We start from the raw sequence: 13,710 nt of genomic DNA, 5'->3' as shown, positions 1-13,710 counted from the left end.
AAAAGAGAATGAAAAAAATCTCACTCTCTTTTATGCTTTCAATGTGATTTGCTATAAGAAGTCAGCCTAAATTGAACTTTCTTAATCCTTCTTTTCAGTATTTTCTTTTACTTTTTCTAAAAAGTTCGTCTGACTTACAATATTCTCTTCAAATTCTTCTATTGCATTTTTAGTATAATGTCCTATTGCTTTCATATTTTTCTTACCATCTCTAAAATTATTATCTCTACTCATAAAAACCACCTTTTCTTCTTAGGTTGCCCTAGAGAAAAGATTTTATGTTAAAGAAATAAATAGAATTTATCATTGGTAGTAAAGAATTTATTATGAATTGCATTGAATATTTAAATATCCAAAAACACCAGCGCATTTTTTAGAATAAAAATTATTAAATAAGATCCTATTATTTAACTGCTTTAATTTCACCAGACATGATATACTCTCCTACGTTCAATCCATGTCCCCATTTTTCTGCATACTCCTTAGATACTTCTTTAACTTTAATATTAATATCTTTAAAACCTGCATTTTTCAAATATATTTCTAATTCTTCAACTGAAGAAGCACCGGTTACTCATCCGCAATAAAGCTTTTCATCACTTTTCATTTCTTCTGTAAGCTCTCTCATAAGCACTACATCAGAAATAGCAATTCTTCCACCTTTTTTTAATACACGATAAGCTTCATTATATACTCTTTGTTTATTAGGAGATAAGTTTATAACACAATTAGAAATTATGACATCTACTATATTATCTGCAACAGGTAGATTTTCAATTTCTCCAAGCCTAAATTCTACATTTTTATACCCATCTTTTGTAGCATTAAAGCGAGCTTTACTAATCATTTCCGGTGTCATATCTACACCTATAACATGACCATTTACACCTACTTTATTAGCAGCTAAAAAACAGTCAAAGCCGCCACCACTTCCAAGGTCTAAAACTACTTCTCCATCTTTTAACTGAGCTATTATTTGTGGATTTCCACAACCAAGCCCCATATTGGAACCTTCTGGTACCACTAATATATCTTCTTTAGTATATCCAATATTCTTAGATATAGTTAATACAGATTTTTTCAGATTAAGTCCACTACAGCAGCTTTCTGATTTCTTATCTTCAATTGCAAATTTTTTATAACTTTCTCGAACGCTTTTTCTTATATCATCTTTATTTATTTTGCTCAATTTAATCTACCTCCAACTTATCTTTAAACTTTAAGAATCATTCATAGATTTAGCAATATTTAAAAGCTCTAAAATTTTATTATTTTTAATACTATAATAAATCCACATACCATCTTTTCGGGCATTTAAGATATTGGCTTCTTTTAATATTCTAAGATGTTGAGATAAATTAGATTGACTAAAATCCACATCTTCATTGAGCTTACAAACGCAAAGCTCACCTTGAGCTAGCTTTGTGATTATTTTTAATCTTATAGGATGAGCTAATGCCTTAAAGATTTTCACTTGATTTTCCATATAATATCCTCCTAAATTGAAGATTATATAACTATATAATAATTTACTAATATACTTATATAGTATTTATAAAATTATAATCTGTCAATACTCTCGTTATCTCCAAATATATGAGTCTAATGACTTTATTCAAAACACATATTATGGAGCTTATTGAATTATTATGCTACATTAAATATATTCGAATAATATGTTTAATTCTGAATATTCTTGATTTTACAAAATTAAAGTGATATGTTTATAAGAAAAAAAGAAAATTTTAGTAAGCTTTATAACTTTTATGAAAACGTTATCGTATGGAGTAATAATATATAAATTCTGCATACTACAACATTATTACACTTAAGATAAATTTTATGATATTAAGTATGATTTTTTAATCAATACTTGATAATAAATATATTACAACAAGGGGGAAAAGATTAATGAACAATCAGAAAAATAAAAAAAAACCATCACTTATTGTAGCTGTGATACCATTCATTTTTCTAATCTGTTTCATGTTATTGGGGGTAATAGTATTTGATTCAGCACCTCAAATTCCATTAATTATATGCTGTGCAATAACCGCAATTATAGGTAAATTTTTAGGCCATAATTGGAATGACATGGAAGAAGCTATGATAAAAACTAACTCTATGGCAATGCAAGCAAACTTCATAATTATGATTGTAGGATGCTTAGTAGGCACTTGGATTGCTGGTGGAGTAGTTCCAGGTATGATTTTCTATGGACTTAAACTATTTACTCCTGCTATGTTTTTATTTTTATTACCAATTATATGTGCAATAGTTTCAGTTTCAACAGGTAGTGCATGGACTACTGCTGGAACTATGGGGACCGCAGCTATGGGCATAGGTGCAGGTCTTGGAATACCTTCTGCAATAATCGCTGGCGCAGTTGTAACAGGCGCCTCTTTCGGAGATAAATTATCACCATTATCAGATAGTACAAATTTAGCAGCTGGTGTAGTTGGAGTAAATGTATTTGATCATATAAGACATATGCTTTATACTACAATACCAAGCTTTATTTTATCAGTAATAATATTTTCAATAATAGGTATGGGATATAAGGGTCAAGCTGTAGATACTACTCAAATTAATGCAATATTAGATACTATTCAATCCTCTTTTAACATTAGTCCATTAATATTTATTGCTCCATTATCTGTGATTTTAATGATAGTATTTAAAGTACCTGCTATACCAGGTATGATAGGTGGAACAATTATAGGTGTACTCTTCTCTTTTATGCAAGGTAGTAGTATATCAGAAGTTTTACATTCATTATTCTATGGTTTTGAAATAAGTTCAGGAAATGCTATGGTAGATACACTACTAAATAGAGGTGGACTTCTTTCTATGATGGAAACCATTTCCTTAGTTATGTGCGCATTAGCTTTTGGTGGGCTTGTTAAACAAATAGGATGTTTAGACACGATAATAAATGTTATACTTAGACACTGCCATAGTAGAGGAAGTATCATTTTATCAAATATACTAAGCTGTATAGCTATGAATTTTGCAGCTGCAGATCAATATATATCAATAGTTATTCCAGGACAAATGTATAAGCCTGTTTATGAAAAGTTGAACCTACATCCTAAAAATCTCTCTAGAGTACTAGAGGACGCTGGTACTCTAACATCTGGATTAGTACCTTGGTCAACCTGTGGAGCAGTATATTTTTCAACCTTAGGTGTAAGTGCCTTTGCTTATGCTCCATTCCATTTTCTAGGTTTAATTAATCCTATTATATCTGCAATTTATGGATATACAGGCTTTGCAATGAAATCATTGGATGAAAGCAAGCCAATTGCTAAAGAATTAAAATCAGAGGATTTTGCTGAATATAAAACATTACATGAAGTTTTATAATACTTTCTTTCTGAATTAATCATAAAGGACCTTTAATCAATAATTTGGTTAAAGGTTTTATTTTTAAAGTGTTATTTGTAAAACTAGATTCATTATTTAAATTATTATTAAAGATTTTTATCATAATCTAGGAAAAATTAAGAAAAATCCTATGAACATATTAAAAATGAAGAAGAAGATAAAAATTATAGGTATTTTTATATACAAAGTACTATATCGTTCATCAATAATTGCTGGTATTATTGCTAATGCTAAAGTTTGCAAAATAGTAGTTATAAATAATCTTAAAAAATACTTTTTCTTACCTTTCTCTTTTATTTTAAGATTATAGCTGTATATAATTTTTCTTAAATTACTCATAATTTCACCTCTATTTTATAAATTATCATTATTCTTTCACTTAATAATCTATTGGTCTTCTATACTCAACTTGCATAATGTATACATTTAAAACTTAAACTTTCATTTACTTAATAAACAATTCTTCATATCAATTACTTTTCCTTTATTATTTTATTTTTTATAAAGATTTCAAAAGTTTAAACCCATATATGAACTTTATTATTATGAAGGTTATATTAAATTATGATTTGATGTATAATATTGTAAAATAGTCAAATTAAACTATGAACATATTTAAAATCGTAGGGGGCTAATATAAATGTCTTATTCTCTAGAACTTATTCATAATGAAGATTATAAAACTTCCAATTGGTCAGGTGGAACCACCACAGAACTTGCTATATATCCTATTGCTTCTGATTATAAAAGTTTAAATTTTAAATGGCGTTTAAGCTCTGCAAAGGTTGAATTAGAAGAATCTACTTTTACTTATTTACCTAATACATCTAGATTTATTCTCTCTTTAGATAATCCTTTAAAGCTTCAACATGAAAATAATAAAATTATAAATTTAAAGCCTTTTGAAGTACATAGCTTTAGTGGTGAATGGGAAACTAAGAGCTTTGGAAAAGTAAGAGATTTTAATTTGATGCTTAGGGAAAACTCCAAAGGTTATATAAATTCTATACTCTTATCAAATAATAATGCCTATTCTGTTCCTAAAAATAATTTAATTCCTAAAGGGGAAGATGAAATCTTATTAGAAAGTTTTTATGCTGCAGATGGTGATTGCAATATAATTATAAATGATGCTGAAAATATTAAACTAGAGAAAAATGATTTGTTACTTATAACTATAAAAGATTCTTATGATAGTTTAAAAATCACCATAAATAGTATATCTGAGAAAGCTGCTATTATAAGATCGACTATTTTGTATAATACAAGATAAAATAACTAGTTAAAGATGATAAGTTGCTACGATATTCTAATGATTTAATATATAAAAATAAAGGAATATATCTATTAATTATTTTAAAAATATATTTTATTCAAAAAATACCTCATGATTGCTATTCATATAATCTACAAATTAGAGTATTAGCATCATGAGGTAAATATTTTATACATACTTATCCCCCTTGTAATATAACTATTTATCAATAATTCTTTTTATTTCTTCACTAAATTCCTTAGCAAGTTTATCCACATCTTTATAATTGAATATTGATTTAGGATCATTAGCTGTTGCTAGTAAGAATGCCTTTGGTGGAAGCATGAAACCTTTATTTAAGTTTAATGCTCCTATTAGTTGTTTTGCTACAGAATCTCCTCCAGAATTTCCTGATACCACTATTCCAAATATAACCTTGTCATGAAAAGGCTTTTTATTATAAAGTACTGTTAATCTATTCATTACTGCTGTTAAATTTGCAGCTATAGCATCATTGTAATTAGGACAAATCCAAACTATTGCATTAGATTTCTCTATGGCAGGCAATACATCACTTATCATAGGTCCACCATAAAAGCATTTATTATCTTTTCCATAGTGAGTACATACCTTATATCCACAGCCTTTACAATCCTGTATTGACCCATTTTCTATTAATATCTCTTTAATATCTATTGTAGAATCAAAGTTTGATTTTACCATCTTCCATAAATCTAAAGAGTTAGAAATTTTATTAGGAGTTGAATATAGAACTGTTATATCTAGTTCTTCATACTTTTTAAACTCAAACTTTCTAAGTCTCTTATTTAAGTTCTTACATCTTTCTAAAAGTATATCACGAAGAGGTATACTAAGAACCTTTTGCCATGTAGAAAAATTTATAAGGTCCTTAGTAGCTTCTACCATTGGATGTCCCATAAAAATTGCACCCATAGAATTTGCAAGAAATATTATATCTTGACAGGTATCTTTTGTGCCAAGTTCTGAAGTAGATGCACAAATAATTCCACAGTGAGAATCTACGAATGCATTTTTATCTTTTTTCATGAGCTTTTTCATAAATTTTAACATACTTATATCAGAAAGTGTTTCATCAACGTCTATTGCTAATAATATCTTTTTATTATTTAAATCTACTAATTCATCTTGAATAATTTTGTGGCTCTCATGGGTAAACTGAGAAATCATGTCCTGAAGCATCTTAGAAGTCTCTTTTCTTGGATTAATTATATAGAGCATTTAAATAATTATAGGTTTGTTTTAATTTATTTAAAAGTTCTTCAGGCATATTATATCTCTCAAGTTCTATGCCGCTCTCAGTAGTTCTATTTTTAATTCCCATAAAAACACCACCTAAAAAAGAAGTACTATAATGCCATTGTCCTCTCAGATATGCAAGAATACTCACTGCTCCTGAAGATAATGCTGGAGCAATATAAGGCTTAAATCCTGAAGCTCTCACCTCTAAGTTTGCAGTTTTAGTTTTTTCTGTAAGAAAGTCTGAAATATTCTCATCATAATTTTCTATGCTATTTGCAATGATTAACCCTTCTCCATGTGGTCCAAAAGCTCTTCCTTCACTCTCATAATCTATATTGAATTCATCAGCATAAAAAGTTGCTCTCCCATTCATAACTCCAAGACCATAACCTCTTATTTGATGAGAACTAAGTCCTTTAAAGTCAAAATCCCCATTTTCATTTTTATTACTTTCATTAAATACTACTTTGCAAAGTAAATCTACAGGATCTGACACCACTGCAAAATCCCCTTTAAAATTAGCCTTTCTTGCCATTTTGCTATAAATACTTATCACTTTTTTATTTCCTTCAAATTGAACCATTCTAACATCTTTCTTTTCATCACCAACTTCAGGTACAAAAACAGATACACAAAATATAAATAAATCACAATCAAAAAGCTCATCTTCATTTATTTTAATTATCTTTGGCATATCTATATTATTAGTATCATATATTTGGTTAGCTTCAAAGTACCATCTATCTACTTTATTTTTATCCAAATCATATATGCCTATATTCTCAACTACATCTGCTCCTAAAAGCCTTAATCCTATAAGAAGTGTTCCTCCAACATCGCCTAAACCAACAATATTTATTTTATATTTTTTAGATGGCTTACCTTCTATGATTTCCTCCCAATTATCAACATTTAAATTTATGAAAGAAAGATTTCTTAACACTTTACATAATTTATTTTCTTCTTCTTTTTCTTTTATAATCACATTTAAATCTTCATTATATAATTCCTTTATTGAAGATACTTTAAAATAACTTCGAAAGTCATTAAGTGGTCTTTTCCCAAGATAGTAAGCCCTTCTATTTAAATTTAATCCTTCTTCCTCAGTTATGTTAGTAAATTTATTTGATAAAGTCTCCTCACTTATAAGCAATAAGTCTTTATATTTATAGTACTTCATCATATCCTCTCCCTACATATACATATCTTCAAATCTTTTTAATCTTTCAAGGTCATTTTCTAAATAATGTGAAGGTTTGTGATTTAAGTCATAATTTATATCCAGTCCCCTATCTACAGATCTTGGTATAGTAAATACCTGCCCTAAAGACAAAAGCGTTAAATTTCTTTCATTTATATAATGATATTCATCTTCTAATGCTTTAAGTATATTTATAGAGTTTTCTATACATACTTTAGATAATTTATAACGTTCCTTATTATTAGCGCCTCTTATAAATTTAGGTGAAGTATATGGCATAATTAAATTGATTGATGGAAGAAGATTTCTGCCTGGAAATTCCCCTCTCCAAACTGCATCGCCACCTATAAACGGATATAATGCATTTTCATTGAACCAAATTTTTAATCTAGGGATGAAGTATAAACAATCTACCTCTCCTCCTTGATAATCTAAAAGATCTTTACCACGGCCAGATAATATAGCAACTATAATTTTTTGTATATTTATTTTTTCTTTTTTAAATATAGGCTCAATAGCTTTCATTCTATATCCTTTATGAAGAAGGTTATCTACTAATATAATTGGTCTATTAAAGGACTTTAACATTTTAATCTGATTTTCTAAGCTAAGATAATGTGGAAATTCCCCAATCTTAAATGATTTCATATCAGGGTTAAAGTATTTCTCCGTGTGAAGTGACTTAGTCACTGTGTTAGGAATTATATATCTATCTAATATATCCCCATAAGGTACGCACATTGCACTTCCTAATGTTCTTGGATTTGTTTCATATTCTGATACTTTATTTTCTTTGCAAATCTTTTTTATAAGTCCTTGATGAACCATATTGGAATCAAAAGAAAGCACTAAGTTCCCTGGAAAAAGGTTGCATATTGCCTGCTGAAGTTTAATTCTACTTTCATTAATTGCAGCTTTTATTTTATTATTACTTCTAAAAGGTTCTTTTATTAGATTTTCTATATCAAAATTTAAAACACAAGGTGAACTCATATTTACAAGATGAACAGAATCAAAAATTTCTTTAAATCCATATAGGGCTAAGGTATCCTTAATTGTAGTAGATAGATTATCTTTTTCACACTGCCTATAAAGAGCATATTCATAATCGCGACTACAAGCAAAAGCTAAAGTTTCAGTTATCAATATCGAAAGTAAATTTTTATTTTTTTCATGATTTTTAATGTAAAATCCATCTAATAAAATCACTCTTCCTTGACTTTCTTCTCTCATATACTGAGCTATCTCGATATCTTTTATATCACTATAGAGCATACCTGAGCGAGCCCAGTGTATTAATGAAAAACCATGTATTTCATTTTTATTACAATCTTTTAAAATTACTATTCTACCAGAAGGTTTTGAGAAAAGTTCTTCAATTTTTTTTCTTAACCCATTATTAGCTATATTACATAGGGCATTTATAATCTCTTCATCCTTATGTTCTATTATTTCTGTTTCAAGATATAATAAGTTTAAAGTGGCTTTCTCTAATGGTTCTCTTTGATAAAATCCATTATCATAAATATATTGCTCTGCTAGTGGATCTACAAGACTTGATATATCTCTATTACTGTCAATATAATTTCTAATTTGTGTTGAACTTATATCTGTATATTTACTTGGTAAATTAATAATATGGACATTTCCCTTTATCTCCATTAAATACTCTGACAAAGTATTGTTTTTATTTCTCTCAATAACTATGTGAGAAAAATCATGAATGGATCCTTTATTATAAGGCAATTTATAACTAGAAGCATTAGTAATTACATCTGCTCCAACTACTATAAAAACTTCTTGCTCTTTAAAATTATCTTTAAGACTTTGAAGATCTTCTTTATTAGATAGGTTTATAGGTTCACTTTGTGGATATACAAATATTCCAAATTCGTTAGCAATGGACATATTAAGAATATTTCTTCTTAATAAATGGGGTAAAGTTTTTTTAGACCAAGAAAATTCATCTACTGAAAGATAAACTTCATATCCCAAATTCCTAATTGTCTTTGCAATTTCTTTATGACTGAGGGAAAATGGATCAAATGTTCCTGGGAAAAATGCAATTTTCTGTGGTATCTCCATATTAAACTTTCCAATAAAAAAATTATAATCAGCAATAAATCTATATATGTGAGCTAATCCTGCTGCATTTGAAAGAAAAAATAAATCTTCCTTCTCATCATTTATAACAAGAGTCAATATCTTTTTAGCTAAAAGATCAAAATAATTTTTCTTTTCTTTTAACGATAAAATCTTAGAGCCAAAAATAACTTTTCCAATAGTGGTAAAGGCACTTCTTTTAACCTCATTTATATAGTCACCAAGCCCATTTAAAAGAATACTAAGAAGTGTATTTTTTCTCTTATTTAATATTTTTTCTGGTTCATTAAATCTTTTACCATAACATTTATAATACTCTAAAACTACTCCTATAGTTTTTAGCATTAAGGTCTTTACTGAAGGCTTTGCTATTTTAACCTTAAAGGCTAAATCATCAATTATCTCATCAAATTCTTTTGGTGGTATATAAAGAAGGACTTGCCCTAAATATCTTGGTATATATTCAGTTATCTTATGGCCTTCTATTTCTAGTGATCTTAAAAGTTCTATAGCAACTTCATTTCTTTCAGAAAAAGACAAAAAATCCATTATTTCAACAATTGCTTTTCCAGCACTAACTCTAACTTCTTCTACAGCACTTACCTTAAGCAAATTACAAAAATGTATTGATGCCTGCAATGCATTGATTTCTTTATGGTTTTTTACAAATTCCAGAATTAATTCTATCTGATACTTTTTTACACTCCATTCAGTAGCAGATTTTAAATTACTTAGATAAATTTCTTGTATATTTTTCTTTTGAACTTGTAAATTTTCTTTTAAGTTGTATTCTAAATCTTTTAAACTTAATTTTTGTGAAAGTCGATATCTTAATAAGATTTCAGCACCATAACTGCTTTTAGCACTAACAGAATATAAATAGTCTTTTAAGTGAATTACAAATACTGATTCATCATTTAATTTTTCCATTAAATTAATACATAAACCTAAAGTGGAAAGTCTTAATGTTATATTTCTCTTTTTTAACATAGTAAATATAAAAATATATAATTTATCTAAAAGCTTATCCTCTTTATCTATTGGAATATAATTAGCACTTTCAATTAGAAATAATAAATTATCTGAATTTTTATATTTAAAACTTTCATAATAGCTTAGAATCACTTCCTTATATTCTTCTTTTTTATTTTCTCCACAATTCTCAAATAGAGATTTTATTAATGTACTTAAGCTATACCCAATCCAATATCTGTGGCTTGATATAATTTTATGACTTGGAAATAATATTTTATCTATATACTTTCTTAATACATCCTTACTATCAATATTAAAAAAATCATCTACCGCGCCTTCCGGTAATTCTTTTCTATATTCTTCATCTAATATAGCAATAAGCTTACCAATAATTTCAGCAGAGTGACGTCTTATATCATCTTCAGGATGAACAAGATTTTCATATAAGAAATTTATAGTCTGGATTTTTTGTTTTTGAGTTAAATAGGTGGAATACTCCTCAAATATTCTTATATATTCTCTTAAACTTTTCCAATTCTTTTCGCTTCTAGCTTCTTCAATAATAGTATTTAATGAATGTTCATCTCTTAAAATATACATTAGATTTATATTGTGGTTTATGGCCATATATTTTAAATTATCAACGATTTCCTCGCCCTGATTAAGAGAATATAACGGCTCTTTTATCTTCTTCATACTCTTTAAATCTATATCTTTAACTTCAGTTTCAACATTAATTGACTGTAAGAACTTCTCAAAATCCCTAAGCTTTGAATAAACTCTTCTATAACGCTTTTCCTTGGTTTCATCTACATTATCAAGCTTACTTAAAATTACATCAAAAGATTCCTTAAGAGAGAATATGTGCATTTCATTTTTGTTGTTTATTTGTCTATTTTTAACTCTAAAGTCTGAATATATTAAAATAAGACTTTCAAGAGAAAGATTTTCAAACTCAAGATCCCAAGTTGAATGATTGATAGCAATATTTCTTATATAGTTTATACTATGCTTTTTAAACCAAACATCAGAATAATAATAATGTAAATAAGGGACCCTTTTCATTTCATTTTTCTTGCACCCATACTTTCCTATATCATGACCAGCAGCACTTCCAGAAACTCTTCCTAAATCTACCTTAAGTCCTTGGTGTTTAACTTGTCTTGCAATGTACATAGCTAAGTAATGAACTCCAGAAATATGTTCTAAAGTATTAAATCCTGTTATTTCTCCATTTACTTTCATCATTTCATAGATATAAGAATCCTCAAAGGCTTTAACAAATCTTAAGTACTCGTCACTATATTCAAGAAATTCTAATTCTTCATCTTTTAAAAATTCCATAGGATATTTAGAGATAAATTTTTCTCCATTACAGTGTTTTTCAAAGACTGTAATTATTCTAAGAACTCTAAAATAAAGATTACAAATAGAGTCTAAATTAGCATTTAATTCAACACTTACTGCTTCGGGAAAAACTTTTGATAGTGAGTATTCATATAGGTATAAAAGTAGATCATTTTCTGAATTTTCTAATATATCTTTAGAGGATAATTCTAAGATCAATGGTTTTAATAATACCAATGTCGACTTTGCTGTATAATCCTTTTTAAAAATCATTTCTTTTAACTTTGCCACAAAATACTCGGATTTTATATGAGAATCTATAATAATCTTATCTAAATTTACTTTATTAATCCATTTAACACTTAAAACTTTTCTCTGAATACGAGCGTAAATATTTTCAAAATTTACTTCCACTAATCTCACTCCTTTATTACACTGTAAATAAATTATATCATATTTTAAATTCTTTAATTCAATAAAAAAGTCAAGATAAAAATAGGCTTTAATCTATTTTTATCTTGACCATTTCTATTATATAAATACCTTATATAGGGCTTCTTAATTAAAATTAAGCTTATACATAATTTTAATTTTCATAGCAGAAATCCTTTTCTATGAATGCGAATTAAGGATGAAAAGTGAAGAATTATGGTTAAAACTCCAAGACCAAAGTCTTTGTAGTTTTTTTTAAATAAATTTTATTTTAAGAAATTCACCTTTAGTGAATTCTTTCCTGAATTCGTATTCTTAACTATTAATTCTTAATCTTTAAGAGGTTAAGATATTTTACTGTTATATATATATTTATTTCGTTATCTATTTGTCTAAATTACAAATTCCTCTTTAAAATGCCCAGTTTCCATCTTTAAAGATTTGAACTGACTCTCCATTATAAGTAGTTCCAACTATATCTAAATCCTCTGTACCTAGCATAAAGTCTACGTGAGTTAAAGAATTATTTGCTCCAGCCTTTAATAATTCTTCTTCAGTCATTTTATCTCCATCTTTAACACATAGACTATAAGCTCTTCCTATAGCAAAATGGCAAGAAGCATTTTCATCATATAATGTGTTAAAGAAAATTATTCCTGAGTTTGAAATAGGAGAATCAAAAGGTACAAGTGCAACTTCACCTAAATAATGTGAACCTTCATCAGTTTCAATTAAACTTTTTAATGACTCATATCCTCTTTCAGCTGTAAAATCTATTATTTTTCCATCTTTAAAAGTTAAAGAGAAGTTTTCTATAAGATTCCCAGCATAGTTTAATGGTTTTGAACTAAATACAACACCATTTACTCCATCTCTTTTGGGCATTGAGAATATTTCTTCTGTTGGCATATTAGCTATGAATTCAATTCCCTCAGAACTTTTCTCTGCTCCTCCAACCCAAAGATGATTTTCTGGAAGTTCCATTTTTAAATCTGTTCCTAATGAGTTCTTAAAATAAATAGATTTAAAGTTCTTTAAGTTTAAAAAATCCATTTTTACTTTAAGATTATTTTTATGTTCATTCCAAGCTTCCACTGGATCTTCCTTATCCACTCTAACTATTTTAAATATTGCCTCCCAAAGCTTTTCCACAGCCTCTTCCTCTGAAAGGTTTGGAAATACCTTTTTAGCCCATGCCCTTGTAGGGATTGAAACGATTGACCATGGGTTTTCATTAGTCATCAATCTCTTATTAAATTCTTTTAATCCTATTTGCCTTGCTTTCATTGAAGTAGAAATTTTTTCAGTTGGTACTTCTTTCATAAGCTCTGGATCTGATGCAGATATGCTTAAAAATGCAGCACCATCCTTTGCATAATGAATTAAAGAATCCACCTGCCAAGGTGCTACTTCACTTAAAACCTCAGTGCTGGCATTCATGTATCTAATTTTTGCTGATATTTCATCAGACCAATGAATTATAACTTCCCTTGCCCCTTCTTTATAAGCAACTTCAGAAATCATTCTAGTAAAAGGAGCACACTCTATTGGTGACATTATTACAAGTGTTTGATTTTCTTGTATGTTAACTCCTGTTTTAACTGCCAATCTCGCATATTTTTTTAACATTTCTTCTTTCATAATTAAACACCTCCGAAAAATCATTTTTATATAGACCTATTTTAACATTAAATTAGTAACTTTTGTAAAACTTCATTTAAATATGTAT

The 13,710-nt window shown here is 27.9% G+C and carries 10 protein-coding genes; 2 read left to right on the top strand and 8 right to left on the bottom strand.

Annotation, left to right across the window (positions count from 1 at the left end):
- Positions 1-81: 81 nt before the first annotated feature.
- The 3 genes from B3603_RS04680 to B3603_RS04670 form a co-directional block, all read right to left on the bottom strand.
- Complete coding sequence (locus tag B3603_RS04680; RefSeq protein WP_291561306.1) at positions 82-234, bottom strand: hypothetical protein; 153 nt, start codon at positions 232-234, stop codon at positions 82-84.
- A gap of 169 nt (positions 235-403) precedes the next feature.
- Positions 404-1,195 carry an arsenite methyltransferase gene (gene arsM, locus B3603_RS04675; protein ID WP_396151844.1) on the bottom strand — a complete coding sequence of 264 codons (792 nt, stop codon included), beginning with the start codon at positions 1,193-1,195 and terminating at the stop codon, positions 404-406.
- A 24-nt stretch (positions 1,196-1,219) separates the two neighbouring features.
- Entirely contained in the window at positions 1,220-1,486 is a 267-nt protein-coding gene (locus B3603_RS04670) for an ArsR/SmtB family transcription factor (protein WP_039636097.1), read from the bottom strand.
- 425 nt (positions 1,487-1,911) lie between these two features.
- Between B3603_RS04670 and nhaC the strand changes: the two genes are divergently transcribed.
- Entirely contained in the window at positions 1,912-3,366 is a 1,455-nt protein-coding gene (gene nhaC / locus B3603_RS04665) for a Na+/H+ antiporter NhaC (protein WP_291561299.1), read from the top strand.
- A 120-nt stretch (positions 3,367-3,486) separates the two neighbouring features.
- On the opposite strand, the gene B3603_RS04660 is transcribed toward nhaC, so the two are convergent.
- The gene (locus B3603_RS04660; protein ID WP_291561297.1) at positions 3,487-3,726 is read right to left on the bottom strand and encodes a hypothetical protein; all 240 of its coding nucleotides are present in this window, start codon (positions 3,724-3,726) and stop codon (positions 3,487-3,489) included.
- 301 nt (positions 3,727-4,027) lie between these two features.
- Between B3603_RS04660 and B3603_RS04655 the strand changes: the two genes are divergently transcribed.
- On the top strand, positions 4,028-4,660 hold the full coding sequence (locus B3603_RS04655) for a HutD family protein (protein WP_291561295.1): 633 nt from the start codon (positions 4,028-4,030) through the stop codon (positions 4,658-4,660).
- A 201-nt stretch (positions 4,661-4,861) separates the two neighbouring features.
- Here B3603_RS04655 and B3603_RS04650 read toward each other — a convergent pair whose 3' ends face one another.
- From B3603_RS04650 to B3603_RS04635, 4 genes are all read right to left on the bottom strand, one after another.
- Positions 4,862-5,902 (bottom strand): NAD(P)H-dependent oxidoreductase, encoded by a 1,041-nt coding sequence (locus B3603_RS04650; RefSeq protein WP_291561293.1) that lies wholly within the window; start codon positions 5,900-5,902, stop codon positions 4,862-4,864.
- A complete protein-coding gene (locus B3603_RS04645; protein WP_291561290.1) occupies positions 5,886-7,103 on the bottom strand; it encodes a lactate/malate family dehydrogenase in 1,218 nt (405 codons plus the stop codon). The genes B3603_RS04650 and B3603_RS04645 overlap by 17 nt, the downstream gene beginning before the upstream one ends.
- A 12-nt stretch (positions 7,104-7,115) precedes the next feature.
- Positions 7,116-11,963, bottom strand: coding sequence for a nicotinate-nicotinamide nucleotide adenylyltransferase (locus B3603_RS04640; RefSeq protein WP_291561288.1), 4,848 nt, complete (start codon positions 11,961-11,963; stop codon positions 7,116-7,118).
- 429 nt (positions 11,964-12,392) lie between these two features.
- Positions 12,393-13,622 (bottom strand): aminopeptidase, encoded by a 1,230-nt coding sequence (locus B3603_RS04635; RefSeq protein ID WP_291561285.1) that lies wholly within the window; start codon positions 13,620-13,622, stop codon positions 12,393-12,395.
- Positions 13,623-13,710: the final 88 nt, after the last annotated feature.

It is taken from the genome of Clostridium sp. UBA2485 (assembly GCF_002341865.1).
GTDB lineage: Bacteria > Bacillota > Clostridia > Clostridiales > Clostridiaceae > Clostridium_J.
The sequence above is the reverse complement of the archived record's forward strand: the minus strand, read 5'-3'. Positions and strand labels throughout refer to the sequence as shown.

What these genes read in the sequence shown, in the direction of transcription:
- B3603_RS04670 (WP_039636097.1), bottom strand. Translation starts at nt 1,486, where the DNA reads ATGGAAAATCAAGTGAAAATCTTTAAGGCATTAGCTCATCCTATAAGA.
- B3603_RS04650 (WP_291561293.1), bottom strand. Translation starts at nt 5,902, where the DNA reads ATGCTCTATATAATTAATCCAAGAAAAGAGACTTCTAAGATGCTTCAG.
- nhaC (WP_291561299.1), top strand. Translation starts at nt 1,912, where the DNA reads ATGAACAATCAGAAAAATAAAAAAAAACCATCACTTATTGTAGCTGTG.
- B3603_RS04660 (WP_291561297.1), bottom strand. Translation starts at nt 3,726, where the DNA reads ATGAGTAATTTAAGAAAAATTATATACAGCTATAATCTTAAAATAAAA.
- B3603_RS04680 (WP_291561306.1), bottom strand. Translation starts at nt 234, where the DNA reads ATGAGTAGAGATAATAATTTTAGAGATGGTAAGAAAAATATGAAAGCA.
- B3603_RS04635 (WP_291561285.1), bottom strand. Translation starts at nt 13,622, where the DNA reads ATGAAAGAAGAAATGTTAAAAAAATATGCGAGATTGGCAGTTAAAACA.
- B3603_RS04655 (WP_291561295.1), top strand. Translation starts at nt 4,028, where the DNA reads ATGTCTTATTCTCTAGAACTTATTCATAATGAAGATTATAAAACTTCC.
- B3603_RS04645 (WP_291561290.1), bottom strand. Translation starts at nt 7,103, where the DNA reads ATGAAGTACTATAAATATAAAGACTTATTGCTTATAAGTGAGGAGACT.